Below are 17,483 nucleotides of genomic sequence, written 5' to 3'. Positions count from 1 at the left end.
GCGACACCCACGCGGACGCCGACCGGACTGACCAGGGCGCAGTTCAGCAGTTCGCCGAGGGCGGCGTCCGCGTGGGTGTCGCCGACCAGGGCGGGCAGGTGGGCCTGGTGCGGCACCTCGCCGCCGAGGGCGACGGCGAACCGCAGGGTGGCGCGCGCCGACTCGCTCAGCCGGGAGGCGAGCAGGGCGGCGGGCGCGGCGCCCTCGGCGAGGGAGGGCAGCGGTATCTCGTCGGCGATGGCCGCGTCGAACGGCTCGTCGGCGGGTGGTTCCTGGAAGACGCCGAACTCGTCGAAGGCATCCGCGCCGGCCCGGAGCCGGTCGCGCTGCCGGAGGAGGGCGCCGGCCTGGACGAAGCGCAGCGGCAGGCCCTCGGACTCGAACCACAGGTCGCCGGCCCAGCCGGCCTCGTCCTCGGTGAGCGCGCGGCCGACGGCGTGCCGCAGCAGCTCCAGACCGCCGGCGCGGTCGAGGCCGCCGAGGAAGACCTCCTCCAGGGCGGACTCGGCGGAGGGCGCGGGCACGTCGGGGGTGGCGCTGATCAGGAAGGCGCACTCGGGGGTGGCGTCCAGCAGCTCGTCGAGGGCGGCGCCGCCGAACTCGATGTCGTCGAGGACGACGACCGCGCCGATCTCCCGGACGGCTTCGAGCAGTTCGTCCCGTTCCGGGCGGTGCCGGGGTGCCTCGTGGACGGCGTGGAACAGCTCCTGGAGCAGTTCGGCGGCGGTGCGGTGGAAGCCGCTGAGGCGGATCACACCGTCGGGGGCGAGGTCCGCGCAGTCCTCGGCGACGGTGTCGAGGAGCCGGGTGCGGCCGGAGCCGCCGGGGCCGGTGACGCGTACCGAGCGTCCGCGGGCGAGCAGCCGGACGAGGCGTTCGCGCTCCTCCTCGCGGCCGACCAGGGGGAGTTCGGGCAGGGTGGGCCCGGGCGGCGCCGGCGGGCGGGCCACGCGGTCGCTCCCGGCGCGTTCGGCGGCGGTCGGCTTCCGCGGCCTGCCGGGCCGTTCGACGGGCGGGCAGAGCTCTATCTCGCTGCCGTCGACGGGGTTGACGGTGAGCAGGTATTCCCCGGAGACGAGCTGGACCGTGCGGGCGAGTGCCGGTGCGTGCTGGCCGAAGTCCGGCGTGAGGGGTTCCCTGGGCGGGCGCTGGCGCGGCGCCTGGCCTGCGCCGTCATGGCCGTGGTCCTCGGGTCCCCGGTTGTTCGGGTCCATAGGTTCAAGCCCCCAAAAGCGTCGAGTGCGTAGGGCCCCTCCCGGCCGTGTCGCACACCGCGCTGTCGCTTCTGGTCCGGGCCCGCTCGAGGGTGGATCGGACAGCGGGCGACCGAACCCTAAACCGTTGCTCAGTATCCATGACAGCCCGGGGTACCGCGCCGTCCGAGACGTCATGGTCTCGTGAGGATTGGGCGCGACGGGCGATTCGGGGCCGGAACGTCCGGCTCTGGGTACCCGGTGCCCGCCGTCATACGCGCGGCAGGGACTCCACGCCGATGCCGCCCTCGATCGCCAGGATCCGGTGCAGCCGGGTGGCCACCAGCAGGCGCTGCATCTGCGGCGGTACGCCGCGCAGCACCAGCCGGCGGCCACAGCGGCCGGCCCGCCGGTGGGCACCCATGATCACCCCGAGCCCGGTGGCGTCCCAGGAGTCCAGTTCGGACAGGTCGAGGACGAGATCGCCGACTCCGTCGTCGACGGCCGAGTGCAGAACCGCACGGGCGTCCGCCGCGCTGCGGACGTCGAGGCGGCCCCCGACGACCACCTCGGCGTGGTCGCCCCTGATGTGCATATGCGCTCCCCGTGCGTTCGGTGACGTGCTCCATGACGATGACGGTGGCTGTGCAACGTCGGATCGGATGAGGACGGTGGCTTGCACCGTCTGACTGCTTCGGCAGCGGTGCGGTTGCTGCTTGTAAGCGAACCGATACCGAATTCACCCCGAGGTGTGACGTTCCTGGGGCGAGTGCTTTTTCAGTGCTTGTAGAAGCCCTGCCCGCTCTTGCGCCCGATGTCACCGGCGTCAACCATCCGGCGCATCAGCTCCGGCGGGGCGAACTTCTCGTCCTGCGTCTCGGTGTAGATGTTGCCGGTGGCGTGCAGCAGGATGTCGACGCCGGTCAGGTCGGCGGTGGCGAGCGGGCCCATGGCGTGGCCGAAGCCCAGCTTGCAGGCGAGGTCGATGTCCTCGGCGCTGGCGACACCCGATTCGTACAGCTTGGCGGCCTCGACGACGAGCGCCGAGATCAGCCGGGTGGTGACGAAGCCGGCCACGTCGCGGTTGACGACGATGCAGGTCTTGCCGACGGACTCGGCGAACTCCCGCGCGGTGGCGAGGGTCTCGTCGCTGGTCTTGTAGCCGCGCACCAGTTCGCACAGCTGCATCATCGGGACCGGCGAGAAGAAGTGGGTGCCGACGACGCGCTCGGGGCGCTCGACGACGGCGGCGATCTTGGTGATCGGGATGGCGGAGGTGTTGGAGGCGAGGACCGCCTCGTCCTTCGTCAGCTTGTCGAGGGCGCGGAAGATCTCGTGCTTGACGTCGAGCTTCTCGAAGACGGCCTCGACGACGATGTCGGCGTCGGCGACGGCGTCCAGGTCGGTGGTGGCGGTGATCCGGCCGAGGGCGGCCTCGGCGTCGGCCGCGTCCAGCTTCCCCTTGGCGACGAACTTGTCGTACGACGCCTTGATGCCGTCCGTGCCGCGCTTCAGCGCCTCGTCGGTGACGTCGCGCAGAACGACGTCCCAGCCCGCCTGGGCGGAGACCTGGGCGATGCCGGATCCCATGAGACCGGCCCCGATGACGGCGAGCTTCCGTGCCACTGTGCGACTCCCCTGATACGCGCTGTCCTTGTTCCTCTCGGGCGGACACTAGCGCTCGTGAGGGGCTGTGTGACCGGTAAGTAACGCGCGTCACGTCTCAGATGACGGACATCACACCGGGAGGGGTCACGCGGCGCCTCGTACGGCGTAGTTGAGCACCTTCTCGCTCAACAGCTCCGCCATCTCGTCGAGCAGCAGCAGCACCTCGCGTGACACCTCGGCGGGTCTGCCGCCGGCCATCATGCGGCGGCCGATGTCCGCCATCACCGTCTGGTGCAGCCAGTTGACCTGGCCGGCGATCAGGCCGGGCGCGGGGTCGTCGGGTGCGGCGCCGGTCTCCTCGCGCAGGGTGGCCTCCAGGTTGTCGACGACTTCCTGGCCGATGGCCCAGAGCCGGGAGCGCAGGGCGGGCGAGTCATGAATCACCGTCATGAACCGGGCATAGCCGTCCATGAGCCCCATCCGGGGCGAGACCGCCTCGACCTCGTCGCGCAGTTCACGCAGCACCGCCTCCGCGGCGGACTCGCCCTCACGCCGGCCGCGCACCCAGCGCGAGAGCCGGTCGACGACCTCACGGGAGCGGTCGAGGAACAGGTCCTCCTTGGCCGGGAAGTAGTTGTAGACGGTGTTGACGGAGACGTTGGAGGCCTCGGCGATCTCCGCGACGGTGACGGCGTCGAAGCCGCGCTCGATGAACAAGCCCGTGGCGACATCGGAGATGTACTGCCGGGTCTGCCGCTTCTTCCGTTCCCTGAGTCCCTCGGCCATGCCCGCATCCTACCCGTTTCGCTGGTGCCGCTGAAAACTTGGGGTCATTGCAAAATTTCAGCGACTCTGTTTTTCTGTGGGCATGGCAATCATCAGTACGGCCGGACTGGCCCGTACCTTCCAGACGAAACACGGCTCCGTGGAGGCCGTGCGCGGCATCGACCTCACCGTCCGGCAGGGCGAGATCCTCGGCTTCCTCGGCCCGAACGGCGCGGGCAAGACGACCACCCTGCGCATGCTGACCACCCTGCTGAAGCCGACCGGCGGCGCCGCCACCGTCGCGGGCTGTGACCTGGTCCGCGACCCCGCCGGCGTCCGCCGGGCCTGCGGCTACGTCGCCCAGTCCGGCGGCGTGGACGGGCAGATCGGCGTCCGCGAGGAACTCGTCACCCAGGGGCGGCTGTACCGGCTGACGAAGGCCCGGGCCCAGCAGCGGGCCGAGGAGCTGGCGGCCGAGCTGGACCTCACCGGCCTGCTGGACCGCAGGACCGCGGCGCTCTCCGGGGGCCAGCGCCGCCGCCTGGACATCGCCATGGCACTCACCCACCGCCCGCAGGTCCTCTTCCTCGACGAGCCGACGACCGGGCTCGACCCCGGCAGCCGCGCCGACCTCTGGGCCCTGGTCCGCCGGCTGCGCGACGAGCACGGCACGACCGTCTTCCTGACCACCCACTACCTCGACGAGGCCGACGCCCTCTCCGACCGCCTGGTGATCGTCGACCGGGGCGTGGTGGCGGCCGAGGGCACGCCGACCGCGCTGAAGCTGAAGTACGGCGGCTCGGTCGACGCCACCCTCCAGGACACCTTCCTCGCCATCACCGGCCGCAGCGCCGCCCCGGCCGACACCGCACCCGTCGCCGTATGACCCGCCCAGGAGGTCTCTGATGCTGTTGCACGACACCGCGCTGATCTACGGGCGCTACGCCCGCCAGATTCTGCGCTCCCGCTTCGCGCTGCTCTTCGGCGTGCTGATGCCCCTGCTCTACCTGCTGTTCTTCGGCCCGCTGCTGACCGACCTGCCGCTCGGCGAGGAGGGCAGCTCCTGGCAGGTGCTGGTGCCCGGGCTGCTCCTCCAACTCGGACTGTTCGGAGCGCTGTTCGCCGGTTTCATGATCATCGTCGAGACCGGCCAGGGCGTCGTCGAACGCATGCGGGTGACCCCGGTCAGCCGGCTCGCGCTGCTGCTCGGCCGGGTGCTGCGGGACGCCACCGTGTTCGTCTTCCAGGCCGTGCTGCTGGTGCTGGCCGCCCTGGTCATGGGGCTGCGGGCGCCGCTGGCCGGCATTCTGATCGGCTTCGCCTTCGTCGCCCTGCTGACCGTGTCGCTCGCCTCGCTGTCGTACGCGCTGGCGATGAAGGTACGCAGCCCGCAGGAGTTCGGACCGCTGGTCAACGCCGTCAGCATGCCCTCGATGCTGCTGTCCGGCCTGATGCTGCCGATGAGCCTCGGACCGGCCTGGCTGGACGTGCTCTCCCATTTCGTGCCGTTCCGCTACCTGGTGGACGCCATGCGCGACGCCTACACCGGGCACTACACGAGCGTGCACATGCTGTACGGCGTGCTGGTGGCCGTCGGTATGACCGCCCTCTCCGTGACGGTGGGCACACGGGTCTTCCGTACCGCCGGGGCCTAGCCGGTCACTACGCTGGCCGCATGGTCAATCTGACGCGCATCTACACCAGGACCGGCGACCAGGGCACCACCGCCCTCGGCGACATGAGCCGGGTCGCCAAGACCGATCTGCGGATCTCCGCGTACGCCGACGCCAACGAGGCGAACGCGGTGATCGGCACGGCGATCGCGCTGGGGAACCTGGAGGAGGAGATCGTCGAGGTCCTCACCCGCGTGCAGAACGACCTGTTCGACGTGGGCGCGGACCTGTCGACGCCGGTGGTGGAGAACCCCGAGTACCCGCCGCTGCGGGTCGAGCAGTTCTACATCGACCGGCTGGAGGCGGACTGCGACCGCTTCAACGAGCGGCTGGAGAAGCTGCGCTCCTTCATCCTCCCCGGCGGGACCCCGGGGGCGGCCCTCCTCCACCAGGCCTGCACGGTCGTCCGCCGGGCCGAGCGCTCCACCTGGGCGGCGCTGGAGGTCCACGGCGAGACGATGAACCCGCTCACCGCCACCTACCTCAACCGCCTCTCCGACCTGCTGTTCATCCTGGCCCGGACGGCCAACAAGGACGTCGGGGACGTGCTCTGGGTGCCGGGCGGCGAGCGCTAGCCAGGGTCTGTCGGACGACCCTGGGCCCGGCTGCGCGCCCGCTGGTACAGGCCCGTCGCCAGCAGGACCCCGCCGACGCACATCAGCACCACGCCGGCCTTCGTCAGGGTGACGACGGGTGTGTCCACATCGCCGGTGAACAGCCACAGGACCAGTCCTGTGGCGAGGGTGACGGCACCTTCCGGCAGGTTCCTCGACCCCTTGGTCACCGCCGGGCCTCCTCCTTCTCCCCCTTCGGCGGCGCGGCTGACCGGTCCTCGGCGGCCCCTCCCTCCGGGGCCTTGCGCGGCCAGATGGTGTACGACAGCGCGATCAGGCCGTAGATGCCGATCACCCGCAGCGCCACCCACTGGAACGAGCGCAGCGAGCTGACGTCCCCGGAGTCACCGACGTACCAGACCGCCAGCTGGAGCAGGACCAGCGCGACCGCGCCGCCGAACACCGTGCGCAGCCACAGCTTCGCCTCGTGCCGGGCGCGGGCGCGGCCGTAGCGCGGGGGCTTCGGCGGGGGCGGGGCACCGCCCAGGCGGTGCGCGGCATGGCCGTCCAGCCAGCGGATCGTGTAGTGGCCGAAGGCCACCGTGTAGCCGATGTACAGCGCCGCGACGCCGTGCTCCCAGCCCGGCTCGGCGCCGTTCTTCAGGTCGACCGCCGTCGCCACGAACAGCACCAGCTCCAGGACCGGCTCGCACAGCAGCAGCACGTTGCTCGTCCGGCGCCACTTCAGCAGGTAGCGGACGGCGAGGCCGAGCGCCAGCAGCACCCAGAAGCCCACCTCGCAGGCGATGATCAATGCGACGATCACGACGTGCTCCTTTCGGTCACCCTTCCAGGCTCCCGGCGAAAGCGGCCCCGATCGTCGTCGCCGGTGACGAACTCGCGGTACATCGAAAGATGCAGTCACGGACCCTTCCCGGGCATCAGGCGAGCTCGGCACGTGCCGTGTTGGATGGGACCATGGCCGTCCCGCGACTCCCCCGACCGCACCGCTTCGACGTCTGCGTCGCGCTCGCCGGGCTGCTCGGCGGGCTGCTGCTGTGGGGCATGGGCCTGGCGACCCGGCCGAAGGACGAGCCGATCGTGTTCTTCCCGGGCCCCTGGCCGCTCCTGGTCCCGCTCGCGCTGATCGCCGGCTGCGAGCTGATGCGCCGGGCCGCCCCGCGCACCGCCCTGCTGACCGCCACCGCCGCGCTGACGCTGGACACCATGACCCAGGGCAGCCTGGCCACGCTGGTGATGTACACCGACGTCATGTACGCGGCCGTGCTGTACGGCACCCCGGCCTCGGCCCGCCGCATCCCCTGGATCACCGGGCTGGTGTCGGTGATCGCCACTGTGGCCTCGTACGCGGCGTGGCGGGTGCCCGAGGCGCTGCTGATCGGCGCGGGCGTCGCCATCGTGTCGTTCGCGCCCGCCTCCACCGGCCTGATCGTGCGCAACCACCGCGACGCCGCCGAGGCGGCCCGGCTGCGCGCCGAACAGACGGCGCTGCTGGCCGAGATGGACCGGGTTCAGGCGGTCGGCGCCGAGCGGGCCCGGATGGCGCGGGAGCTGCACGACATGGTCGCCAACCATCTCTCCGCGATCGCCATCCACTCCACGGCCGCGCTCTCCCTGGACGACCCGGACACCACCCGGCAGGCCCTCGGGGTGATCCGCGAGAACAGCGTCGAGGGTCTGGCCGAGATGCGCCGCCTGATCGGCATCCTGCGGGACGCCGGGGCCGAGACCGAGCCGTCCGCCGCGCCCACCCTCGACGGTCTTGCCGCCCTGGTGGACACCGCCCGCGCCAACGGCCTGGACGTCACCCTGCGCTCCGAGCACGAGGGCTCGCTGCCCGCGCCGGTGGAGCTGGCCGCCTACCGCATCGTCCAGGAGTCCCTGACCAACGCCCTCAAGCACGCCGGCCCCGGCCCGGTCACCGTGGCCCTCGCGCAGCGGGACGGCTCCCTCGGCATCACGGTGACCAGCCCGTACGGTGAGCGGGACGCACCCCGCGCTCCCGGCTCGGGGGCCGGACTGGTCGGCATGCGGGAGCGGGCCACGCTGCTGCACGGCACGCTGGAGGCCGGGCCCGAGGACACCGCGGACGGCAAGATCTGGGCCGTGCGCGCGACGCTTCCCACCGTCGAAGGAGACCCCGCATGATCCGTGTCCTGGTCGCCGAGGACCAGTCCGCCGTCCGCGCCGGGCTGGTGCTCATCCTGCGCAGCGCACCCGACATCGAGGTGGTCGGCGAGGCGGCGGACGGCGAGCAGGCGGTGGCCCTGGCCCGGGAGCTGCGGCCCGACCTGGTGCTGATGGACGTGCAGATGCCGCGCCTGGACGGGGTGTCGGCGACCCGGCGGGTGGTGGCGGAGGGGCTGGCGGATGTGCTGGTGCTGACCACCTTCGATCTGGACGAGTACGTGTTCGGGGCGTTGCGGGCGGGTGCGGCCGGGTTCCTGCTGAAGAACACCGAGGCGAAGGATCTGCTCGCGGCGGTGCGGACGGTGGCGCGCGGGGAGGGGCTGATCGCGCCCGCGGTGACCCGGCGGCTGATCGCCGAGTTCGCCGCCGGGCCGTCGCGGGAGCCGAAGACGGACCCGGCGGTGCTGGAGCAGCTGACCCGGCGGGAGCGGGAGGTGCTGTCGTGCCTCGGCGAGGGCCTGTCGAACGCGGCCATCGCGGAGCGGCTCGACATGGCGGAGGCGACGGTGAAGACGCACGTCAGCCGGTTGCTGGGAAAGCTGGAGCTGCGCAGCCGGGTGCAAGCCGCGGTACTCGCGCAGGAGTTGGGGATCTGACGGGGTTACGGAGGCGGCGAAGGGGTAGTGGTCCAGACCTATTGACCTATGGTCCAGACCTTTCTATTCTCGCCGCACCGTGGGCGTGAAGGCTCAGTCGCGCCCACCCCGACATCCCCACAAAGGAGGCGCAGCATGCGCTTCAGACACAGAGCCGCGGCAGGGTTCGCGACCCTGCTGCTCCCCCTCGCCGGACTGACGGGGCTCGCCGGCCCCGCCCAGGCCGCCGCGGAAGCCACCTCGGCCACCGCCACCTACACCAAAGCCTCCGAGTGGGGCAGCGGCTTCGAGGGCAAGTGGACGGTGAAGAACACCGGCACCACGACCATCAACTCCTGGACCGTCGAGTGGGACTTCCCCTCCGGCACGTCCGTCACCTCCGGCTGGGACGCCGACATCACCTCCGCCGGCACCCACTGGACCGCCAAGAACAAGGCCTGGAACGGCACCCTCGCCCCCGGCGCCTCCGTCACCTTCGGGTTCAACGGCACCGGCACCGGCGCACCGGCCAACTGCAAGCTGAACGGCGGCAGTTGCGACGGCGGCCCCAACGTCCCGGGTGACAGCCCGCCGAGCGCCCCCGGCACCCCGGCCGCCTCGGACATCACCGACACCTCGGTGAAGCTCACCTGGAGCGCGGCCACCGACGACAAGGGCGTCAAGAACTACGACGTGCTGCGCGGCGGCACCAAGGTCGCCACCGTCACCGGCACGAGCTGGACGGACACCGGCCTCACCGCCGGCACCGACTACTCGTACACCGTCCAGGCCCGTGACACCGCCGACCAGACCGGCCCGGTCAGCGGCTCGGTCGCGGTCCGCACCACCGGCGGCGACGGCGGTCCCGGCCCGCAGCCCGGCGCCAAGGTCAACCTCGGCTACTTCACCAACTGGGGCGTCTACGGACGCAACTACCACGTGAAGAACCTGGTCACCTCCGGCTCCGCGTCCAAGATCACGCACATCAACTACGCCTTCGGCAACGTCCAGGGCGGCAAGTGCACGATCGGCGACGCCTACGCCGACTACGACAAGGCCTACACCGCCGACCAGTCCGTCGACGGCAAGGCCGACACCTGGGACCAGCCGCTGCGCGGTAACTTCAACCAGCTGCGCAAGCTCAAGGCCCAGTACCCGCACATCAAGGTGCTGTGGTCCTTCGGCGGCTGGACCTGGTCCGGCGGCTTCCCCGACGCCGTGAAGAACCCGGCCGCGTTCGCCAAGTCCTGCCACGACCTGGTCGAGGACCCGCGCTGGGCCGACGTCTTCGACGGCATCGACCTGGACTGGGAGTACCCGAACGCCTGCGGTCTGAGCTGTGACACCACCAGCGCGCCCAACGCCTTCAGCAGCATGATGAAGGCCATGCGCGCCGAGTTCGGCAAGGACGCCCTGATCACCGCGGCCACCACCGCCGACGGCTCCGCCGGCGGCAAGATCGACGCCGCCGACTACGGCACCGCGGCGCAGTACATCGACTGGTACAACGTGATGACGTACGACTTCTTCGGCGCCTGGGCGAAGAACGGTCCCACCGCTCCGCACTCGCCGCTGACCTCGTACCCCGGCATCCCGCAGCAGGGCTTCACCTCCGCCGACGCGATCGCCAAGTTCAAGGCGAAGGGCGTGCCCGCGTCCAAGCTGCTGCTCGGCATCGGCTTCTACGGCCGTGGCTGGACCGGCGTCACCCAGTCCGCGCCCGGCGGCACCGCGACCGGACCGGCGGCCGGCACCTACGAGGCCGGCATCGAGGACTACAAGGTCCTGAAGAACAGCTGCCCGGCGACCGGCACCATCGCCGGCACCGCGTACGCGCACTGTGGCACCAACTGGTGGTCGTACGACACCCCGGCGACCATCGGCACCAAGATGAGCTGGGCCAAGAACCAGGGCCTGGGCGGTGCCTTCTTCTGGGAGTTCAGCGGCGACACCAGCAACGGTGAACTGGTGAACGCCATGGCCAACGGCCTGAAGTAAACCTTCGGGGGAAACCCTCAAGCGACATTGACGCGCTGACCGGGCGGGGCTGCCTCAAGCCACGCGAGGAAACCGGTCAGCGCGTCTTCGCTCATGGCGAGCTCGAGCCGCGTGCCCCGGTGCAGACAGGCCAGGATCACCGCGTCGGACAGCAGCGCCAGCTCCTCCTCGCCGTCGGGCAGCCGGCGGCCGGCCACCTCGATCGCCGAGCGCTCCAGCACCCGGCGCGGGCGCGGAGCGTACGAGAAGACCCGGAACCACTCGACCCGGTCGCCGTTGTAGCGGGCCACGCCGTAGGCCCAGCCCTTGCCGCTGGTGTCGCCCTGCTCCGGGGCGTCCCAGCGCAGGGAGCAGTCGAAGGTGCCGCCGGAACGCTGGATGAGCCGTCGCCGCAGACCGAAGACGAACAGCCCCAGCACCACGAGGGCGACGACGATTCCGCACACAGTCAGAGCGAGGACCATCGACACCGACCTCCTCGTCTCCTAGGTAACGGAACGGAAAAAACCTCTATATCTGCCTCAGCCGCGGCCGGCTCCGGATTGCTCCGGTGCCGACCGCGGCTGAGTGACGTCACTACTCGGCGCTCCCCCAGAGCCTAGACGGCCCGGGAGCGACCCTCGGGGTCAGCGCGCCGCCGCCGCACGGAGTCGGACGTCCGCGCGGCGCTGGGCGGCTTCGTCGCCCTCCGCCTTCGCGCGCTCCAGCTCCTGCTGGGCGCGCTGGACGTCGATCTCGTCCGACAGCTCGGCGATCTCGGCGAGCAGGGACAGCTTGTTGTCCGCGAACGAGATGAAACCGCCGTGCACCGCGGCGACGACCGTTCCGCCATCACTCTTACGGATGGTCACCGGGCCCGACTCCAGCACACCGAGCAGCGGCTGGTGACCGGGCATGACGCCGATGTCGCCGGACGTGGTGCGCGCGACGACCAGGGTGGCCTCGCCGGACCAGACCTCTCGGTCGGCCGCGACCAGCGCGACGTGCAGCTCAGCAGCCAAGGTGGCTCCTCGGGTCACCACCCGGCGGGACTGCCGGGTGTTGGTTACAAGTCTAGTGGGCGTGAATGAGGGGGCGGGACGTGCCCGCCCCCTCATGACTCAGGCGGCTGCCCGGGTCAGGAGACGCCCAGCTCCTTCGCGTTCTTCTTCAGGTCCTCGATACCACCGCACATGAAGAACGCCTGCTCCGGGAAGTGGTCGTACTCGCCGTCGCAGATCGCGTTGAACGCGGTGATCGACTCGTCGAGGGACACGTCCGAACCGTCCACGCCGGTGAACTGCTTGGCGACGTGGGTGTTCTGGGACAGGAAGCGCTCCACGCGACGGGCACGGTGGACGACGAGCTTGTCCTCCTCGCCCAGCTCGTCGATGCCGAGGATCGCGATGATGTCCTGGAGGTCCTTGTACTTCTGCAGGATGTTCTTGACCCGCATGGCGGTGTTGTAGTGGTCCTGCGAGATGTAGCGCGGGTCCAGGATCCGGGACGTGGAGTCCAGCGGGTCCACGGCCGGGTAGATGCCCTTCTCGGAGATCGGACGGGACAGAACCGTCGTCGCGTCGAGGTGGGCGAAGGTGGTGGCCGGGGCCGGGTCGGTCAGGTCGTCCGCGGGGACGTAGATCGCCTGCATCGAGGTGATCGAGTGACCACGGGTCGAGGTGATGCGCTCCTGGAGGAGACCCATCTCGTCGGCCAGGTTCGGCTGGTAGCCCACCGCGGAGGGCATACGGCCGAGCAGGGTCGACACCTCGGAACCGGCCTGGGTGAAGCGGAAGATGTTGTCGATGAAGAACAGCACGTCCTGCTTCTGCACATCGCGGAAGTACTCCGCCATGGTCAGACCGGCCAGGGCCACGCGCAGACGGGTGCCCGGGGGCTCGTCCATCTGACCGAAGACCAGCGCGGTCTTGTCGATGACGCCCGACTCGCTCATCTCGTCGATGAGGTCGTTGCCCTCACGGGTGCGCTCACCGACGCCGGCGAACACCGACACACCGTCGTGGTTGTTGGCGACGCGGTAGATCATCTCCTGGATGAGCACCGTCTTGCCGACGCCGGCGCCGCCGAACAGACCGATCTTGCCGCCCTTGACGTACGGGGTCAGCAGGTCGATGACCTTGACGCCGGTCTCGAACATCTCGGTCTTCGACTCGAGCTCGTCGAAGTTCGGGGCCTTGCGGTGGATGGACCAGCGCTCGCCCTCGTAGGCCTCGTCGACGTTCAGCACCTCACCGAGGGTGTTGAACACCTTGCCCTTGGTGAAGTCGCCGACCGGGACGGTGATGCCGTCGCCGGTGTCGACGACCGGGGCCTGGCGGACCAGACCGTCGGTGGGCTGCATCGAGATCGCGCGGACCAGGCCGTCACCCAGGTGCTGGGCGACCTCCAGGGTCAGCGTCTTCTTCTCGCCGGCGTTGGCCGGGTCGGCCACCTCGACGTGCAGGGCGTTGTAGATCTCCGGCATCGCGTCGACGGGGAACTCCACGTCGACGACCGGGCCGATGACCCGCGCGACGCGGCCCGTCGCCGTGGCCGTCTGAGCAGTGGTGGTCATTACTTGTCACTCCCCGCGGTCGCGTCGGCCAGGGCGCTCGCGCCACCGACGATCTCGCTGATTTCCTGGGTGATTTCGGCCTGGCGGGCCGCGTTGGCAAGACGGGAGAGCGTGTTGATCAGCTCGCCCGCGTTGTCGGTTGCCGACTTCATCGCGCGCCGCGTGGCGGCGTGCTTCGAGGCGGCCGACTGGAGCAGCGCGTTGTAGATCCGGCTCTCGACGTACCGCGGCAGCAGCGCGTCGAGGACGTCCTCGGCCGACGGCTCGAAGTCGTACAGCGGCAGGATCTCGTCCTTGGCGGACGACTCCTGCGCGACCTCGTCGAGGCTGAGCGGCAGCATGCGCTTGTCGATCGCCGTCTGCGTCATCATCGAGACGAACTCGGTGTAGACGATGTGGAGCTCGTCCACGCCGCCCTCCGCCGTGTCCTTCTGGATGGCCTCGATCAGCGGGGCCGCGACCTTCTTGGCGTCCGCGTACGACGGCTCGTCGGTGAACCCGGTCCACGACTCCGCGATCGTGCGCTCACGGAAGTTGTAGTGGGCCACACCGCGCCGGCCGACGATGTACGTCTCGACCTGCCTGCCCTCGCGCTCCAGGCGCTCGGTCAGCTGCTCCGCCGCCTTGATGGCGTTGGAGTTGAAGGCACCGGCAAGACCGCGGTCGCTGGTCAGCAGCAGCACCGCGGACCGGGTGACCGTCTCGGCGGCCGTGGTCAGCGGGTGCTTGGTGTTGGAACCGGTGCCGACCGCGGTGACCGCGCGGGTCAGTTCTTCCGCGTACGGCGTGGAGGCCGCCACCTTGCGCTGCGCCTTGACGACGCGCGAGGCGGCGATCATCTCCATCGCCTTCGTGATCTTCTTGGTCGCGGTGACGGATCGGATGCGACGCTTGTAGACCCGGAGCTGGGCTCCCATGAGTCAGGTCCCTTCCTACGTCACTTGGCGGCGGACGGGGCGTCCTCGCCGAGCAGCTTGCCGTCCGAGGTCTCGAACTGCTTCTTGAAGGCGGTGATGGCGTCGGCGACGGCCTGCAGGGTGTCGTCCGACATCTTGCCGCCCTCCCGGATGGAGGTCATGAGGCCCTGCTCCTTGCGGTGCAGGTACTCCAGCAGCTCCTTCTCGAAGCGGCGGATGTCCGCGACCGGCACGTCGTCCATCTTGCCGGTGGTACCGGCCCACACGGAGACGACCTGGTCCTCGGTGGACATCGGCTGGTACTGGTCCTGCTTCAGCAGCTCGACCATGCGCTGACCGCGCTCCAGCTGCGCCTTCGACGCGGCGTCCAGGTCGGAACCGAAGGCGGCGAACGCCTCCAGCTCACGGAACTGGGCCAGGTCCACACGCAGACGGCCGGAGACCTGCTTCATCGCCTTGTGCTGCGCGGAACCACCGACTCGGGAGACGGAGATACCGACGTTCAGCGCGGGGCGCTGACCGGCGTTGAACAGGTCCGACTCCAGGAAGCACTGGCCGTCGGTGATGGAGATGACGTTGGTCGGGATGAACGCCGACACGTCGTTGGCCTTCGTCTCGACGATCGGCAGACCGGTCATCGAGCCGGCACCCATGTCGTCGGAGAGCTTCGCGCAGCGCTCCAGCAGGCGGGAGTGCAGGTAGAAGACGTCACCCGGGTAGGCCTCGCGGCCCGGCGGACGGCGCAGCAGCAGCGACACGGCGCGGTAGGCGTCGGCCTGCTTCGACAGGTCGTCGAAGATGATCAGGACGTGCTTGCCCTCGTACATCCACTGCTGGCCGATGGCCGAACCGGTGTAGGGGGCGAGGTACTTGAAGCCGGCCGGGTCGGACGCCGGGGCGGCGACGATGGTCGTGTACTCCAGCGCACCGTTCTCCTCCAGCGCGCGGCGCACGCCGGCGATGGTGGAGCCCTTCTGGCCGATGGCGACGTAGATGCAGCGGACCTGCTTCTTCGGGTCGCCGGTGCGCCAGTTGTCGCGCTGGTTGATGATCGTGTCGACGGCCAGGGCGGTCTTGCCGGTCTGGCGGTCGCCGATGATCAGCTGACGCTGACCACGGCCGATCGGGGTCATCGCGTCGACGGCCTTGTAGCCGGTCTCCATCGGCTCGTGCACCGACTTGCGCTGCATGACCGTGGGGGCCTGCAGCTCGAGGGCGCGGCGGCCGGACGTCTCGATCTCGCCGAGGCCGTCGATCGGGTTGCCGAGCGGGTCGACGACGCGGCCGAGGTAGCCCTCGCCCACCGCGACGGAGAGGACCTCGCCGGTGCGCGTGACCGGCTGACCCTCCTCGATGCCGCTGAACTCACCGAGGACGATGGCGCCGATCTCGCGCTCTTCCAGGTTGAGCGCGAGGCCGAGGGTGCCGTCCTCGAACTTCAGCAGTTCGTTGGCCATGGCCGAGGGAAGACCCTCGACCTTCGCGATGCCGTCGCCGGCAAGGGTGACCGTACCGACCTCCTCGCGCGAGGCCGCGTCCGGCTTGTACGACTGGACGAAGTTCTCCAGCGCGTCCCGGATCTCCTCCGGCCGGATCGTGAGCTCCGCCATCTGGGTTCCCTGCTCTCCTTGTTGGGCCCGAAGTTTCACTTTGGGGGTCTGGGGGCGACCCCCAGGAATCCTCTGCACGGCCCAACCAGGGCCGTAAGTACGTACTGCGTGTTCAGTTGCCGCGGCGGTCGCTGCCGCCGCGTCGCCGTCAGCCGGCCAGGCGGCGCTCGGCGTCGCCGATACGGTCCGCGATGGAGCCGTTGATGACCTCGTCGCCGACCTGCACCCGGATCCCGCCGAGGACCTCGGGGTCCACGTCCAGGTTGAGGTGCATCTGACGGCCGTAGAGCTTCGCGAGAGCCGCGCCCAGGCGCTGCTTCTGCGGGTCGCTCAGCGGGACCGCCGAGGTGACGACGGCGACCATGCGGTTCCGGCGGTCGGCGGCGAGCTTGGACAGGGACTCCAGTCCCGCTTCCAGGCTACGTCCCCGCGGCGCGGTCACAAGGCGCGTCACCAGACGCTCGGTGGTCGCGGCGGTCCGGCCGCCGAGCAGGCTGCGCAGCAGCTCGCCCTTGGCGGGGGCACCGGCCTTGCGGTCGGTCAGCGCGGCGCGCAGCTCGGTGTTGCCGGAGACGATCCGGCCGAACCGGAACAGCTCGTCCTCGACGTCGTCGAGCGTGCCCGCCCTCTGCGCGGCGGTGAGCTCGGCGGTGTTCGCCAGCTCCTCCAGCGCGTCCACCAGGTCGCGCGACTGCGACCAGCGGGAGCGCACCAGGCCGGCCAGCAGGTCAGTGGTCTCCCCGCCGACCTGGCCGCCGATCAGCCGCTGGACCAGCTCGGCCTTGGCCTCACCGGCCTGCGCCGGGTCGGTCAGGACCCGACGCAGCGACACCTCGCGGTCGAGCAGCGCGGTGACGGCGGCCAGCTCGTCGGCGAGCCTGGCCGCGTCGACGGACGTGTTGTCCGTCAGCGCGTCGAGACGCTCACGTGCGGCTGCCAGGGCCCCGCGGCTCGCTCCGTTCATCGGCCGGCCTCGGCCTTCTCCTCGAGCTCGTCGAGGAAGCGGTCGATCACACGGCTCTGCCGGGCGTGGTCCTCGAGGGACTCGCCGACGAGCTTGCCGGCCAGGTCGGTGGCGAGCTTGCCGACGTCCTGGCGCAGCGCGGACGAGGCGGCCTTGCGGTCGGCCTCGATCTGCGCGTGACCCGCGGCGACGATCTCCTCGCGCTGCCGCTGGCCTTCCGCGCGCATCTCGGCGATGAGCGCGGCGCCCTGCTCCTGCGCCTCCTGGCGCAGCCGCGCGGCCTCGTGCCGGGCCTCGGCGAGCTGGGCCTTGTACTGCTCGAGGACGCTCTGGGCCTCGGTCTGGGCGGCCTCGGCCTTCTCGATACCGCCCTCGATGGCCTCGCGGCGCTCTTCCAGAACCTTGTTGATGTTCGGAAGGAGCTTCTTGGCGAGGAAGCCGAAGACGATGACGAAGGCGAGCAGGCCAATGACGAGCTCAGGGATCGGCGGGATGAGGGGGTTCTCGGCCTCCCCCTCAGCCGCCAGGATGAGCAGCTGGCTCATGTCGTTGCCTTTCGTCTGGATTGCTGGTCGTCAGCCTGAGGTGATCAGGAGCCGTAGACGAACGGCATAACCAGACCGATCAGGGCGAGCGCCTCACAGAAGACGAAGCCCAGGATCTGGTTGGCGCGGATCAGACCGGCCGCCTCGGGCTGACGGGCGAGGGCCTGGGTGCCGTTACCGAAGATGATGCCGACGCCGACGCCGGGGCCGATGGCGGCAAGGCCGTAACCGATGGATCCGAGAGCCTTGAGGTCACCGGTGACAGCAGCGAGGGTCTGGGACATGCCAGTTCTTCCTTCTCTTTACGGACCGGTGG

At 70.2% G+C, this 17,483-nt stretch carries 20 protein-coding genes; 6 read left to right on the top strand and 14 right to left on the bottom strand.

Annotation, left to right across the window (positions count from 1 at the left end):
• The 4 genes from CCN42_RS15730 to CCN42_RS15715 all read right to left on the bottom strand — a co-directional run.
• The coding region (locus tag CCN42_RS15730; RefSeq protein WP_143661920.1) for an ATP-binding protein at positions 1-1,214 on the bottom strand (1,214 nt) is incomplete at its 3' end.
• 250 nt (positions 1,215-1,464) lie between these two features.
• On the bottom strand, positions 1,465-1,788 hold the full coding sequence (locus CCN42_RS15725; protein WP_043504169.1) for an STAS domain-containing protein: 324 nt from the start codon (positions 1,786-1,788) through the stop codon (positions 1,465-1,467).
• 182 nt (positions 1,789-1,970) lie between these two features.
• Complete coding sequence (locus CCN42_RS15720) at positions 1,971-2,819, bottom strand: 3-hydroxyacyl-CoA dehydrogenase family protein (protein ID WP_086167568.1); 849 nt, start codon at positions 2,817-2,819, stop codon at positions 1,971-1,973.
• A 126-nt stretch (positions 2,820-2,945) separates the two neighbouring features.
• Complete coding sequence (locus CCN42_RS15715) at positions 2,946-3,587, bottom strand: TetR/AcrR family transcriptional regulator (RefSeq protein WP_086736310.1); 642 nt, start codon at positions 3,585-3,587, stop codon at positions 2,946-2,948.
• Between the two features lie 82 nt (positions 3,588-3,669).
• On the opposite strand from CCN42_RS15715, the gene CCN42_RS15710 reads away from it, so the two are divergent.
• From CCN42_RS15710 to CCN42_RS15700, 3 genes are read left to right on the top strand one after another with little or no spacing between them, the layout of a single operon-like run.
• A complete protein-coding gene (locus tag CCN42_RS15710; RefSeq protein WP_086736320.1) occupies positions 3,670-4,452 on the top strand; it encodes an ABC transporter ATP-binding protein in 783 nt (260 codons plus the stop codon).
• Between the two features lie 19 nt (positions 4,453-4,471).
• Complete coding sequence (locus CCN42_RS15705) at positions 4,472-5,221, top strand: ABC transporter permease (RefSeq protein WP_086736308.1); 750 nt, start codon at positions 4,472-4,474, stop codon at positions 5,219-5,221.
• 20 nt (positions 5,222-5,241) lie between these two features.
• Positions 5,242-5,814 carry a cob(I)yrinic acid a,c-diamide adenosyltransferase gene (locus tag CCN42_RS15700; RefSeq protein WP_086736306.1) on the top strand — a complete coding sequence of 191 codons (573 nt, stop codon included), beginning with the start codon at positions 5,242-5,244 and terminating at the stop codon, positions 5,812-5,814.
• Here the strand turns inward: CCN42_RS15700 and CCN42_RS15695 are convergent.
• Complete coding sequence (locus CCN42_RS15695; RefSeq protein WP_086736304.1) at positions 5,811-6,023, bottom strand: DUF5708 family protein; 213 nt, start codon at positions 6,021-6,023, stop codon at positions 5,811-5,813. The genes CCN42_RS15700 and CCN42_RS15695 overlap by 4 nt on opposite strands.
• Positions 6,020-6,619: a hypothetical protein gene (locus CCN42_RS15690; RefSeq protein WP_086736302.1), complete on the bottom strand. Its 600-nt coding sequence runs from the start codon at positions 6,617-6,619 to the stop codon at positions 6,020-6,022. The genes CCN42_RS15695 and CCN42_RS15690 overlap by 4 nt, the downstream gene beginning before the upstream one ends.
• A gap of 152 nt (positions 6,620-6,771) precedes the next feature.
• On the opposite strand from CCN42_RS15690, the gene CCN42_RS15685 reads away from it, so the two are divergent.
• The 3 genes from CCN42_RS15685 (at position 6,772) to CCN42_RS15675 (ending at position 10,577) form a co-directional block, all read left to right on the top strand.
• Complete coding sequence (locus tag CCN42_RS15685) at positions 6,772-7,962, top strand: sensor histidine kinase (RefSeq protein ID WP_086736300.1); 1,191 nt, start codon at positions 6,772-6,774, stop codon at positions 7,960-7,962.
• Positions 7,959-8,600: a response regulator gene (locus tag CCN42_RS15680; protein ID WP_086736298.1), complete on the top strand. Its 642-nt coding sequence runs from the start codon at positions 7,959-7,961 to the stop codon at positions 8,598-8,600. Before CCN42_RS15685 ends, CCN42_RS15680 begins: the two co-directional genes overlap by 4 nt.
• A 135-nt stretch (positions 8,601-8,735) precedes the next feature.
• On the top strand, positions 8,736-10,577 hold the full coding sequence (locus CCN42_RS15675) for a glycoside hydrolase family 18 chitinase (RefSeq protein ID WP_086736296.1): 1,842 nt from the start codon (positions 8,736-8,738) through the stop codon (positions 10,575-10,577).
• A gap of 17 nt (positions 10,578-10,594) precedes the next feature.
• Here the strand turns inward: CCN42_RS15675 and CCN42_RS15670 are convergent, their stop codons facing one another.
• The 8 genes from CCN42_RS15670 to CCN42_RS15635 form a co-directional block, all read right to left on the bottom strand.
• Positions 10,595-11,041: a DUF2550 domain-containing protein gene (locus CCN42_RS15670; protein ID WP_086167558.1), complete on the bottom strand. Its 447-nt coding sequence runs from the start codon at positions 11,039-11,041 to the stop codon at positions 10,595-10,597.
• Between the two features lie 162 nt (positions 11,042-11,203).
• Complete coding sequence (locus CCN42_RS15665) at positions 11,204-11,578, bottom strand: F0F1 ATP synthase subunit epsilon (RefSeq protein ID WP_043504149.1); 375 nt, start codon at positions 11,576-11,578, stop codon at positions 11,204-11,206.
• A 116-nt stretch (positions 11,579-11,694) separates the two neighbouring features.
• Positions 11,695-13,131, bottom strand: coding sequence for a F0F1 ATP synthase subunit beta (gene atpD, locus CCN42_RS15660; protein ID WP_086167557.1), 1,437 nt, complete (start codon positions 13,129-13,131; stop codon positions 11,695-11,697).
• On the bottom strand, positions 13,131-14,048 hold the full coding sequence (locus CCN42_RS15655; protein WP_086736294.1) for a F0F1 ATP synthase subunit gamma: 918 nt from the start codon (positions 14,046-14,048) through the stop codon (positions 13,131-13,133). The genes atpD and CCN42_RS15655 overlap by 1 nt, the downstream gene beginning before the upstream one ends.
• A gap of 20 nt (positions 14,049-14,068) precedes the next feature.
• The gene (atpA, locus tag CCN42_RS15650; protein WP_086736292.1) at positions 14,069-15,658 is read right to left on the bottom strand and encodes a F0F1 ATP synthase subunit alpha; all 1,590 of its coding nucleotides are present in this window, start codon (positions 15,656-15,658) and stop codon (positions 14,069-14,071) included.
• 148 nt (positions 15,659-15,806) lie between these two features.
• On the bottom strand, positions 15,807-16,622 hold the full coding sequence (locus CCN42_RS15645; protein WP_086736291.1) for a F0F1 ATP synthase subunit delta: 816 nt from the start codon (positions 16,620-16,622) through the stop codon (positions 15,807-15,809).
• A complete protein-coding gene (locus CCN42_RS15640) occupies positions 16,619-17,167 on the bottom strand; it encodes a F0F1 ATP synthase subunit B (protein ID WP_086167553.1) in 549 nt (182 codons plus the stop codon). Before CCN42_RS15640 ends, CCN42_RS15645 begins: the two co-directional genes overlap by 4 nt.
• A gap of 44 nt (positions 17,168-17,211) precedes the next feature.
• A complete protein-coding gene (locus tag CCN42_RS15635) occupies positions 17,212-17,451 on the bottom strand; it encodes an ATP synthase subunit c family protein (RefSeq protein WP_086736289.1) in 240 nt (79 codons plus the stop codon).
• Positions 17,452-17,483 lie beyond the last annotated feature (32 nt).

It is taken from the genome of Streptomyces glaucescens (assembly GCF_002154375.1).
Lineage (GTDB): Bacteria > Actinomycetota > Actinomycetes > Streptomycetales > Streptomycetaceae > Streptomyces > Streptomyces glaucescens.
The sequence above is the reverse complement of the archived record's forward strand: the minus strand, read 5'-3'. Positions and strand labels throughout refer to the sequence as shown.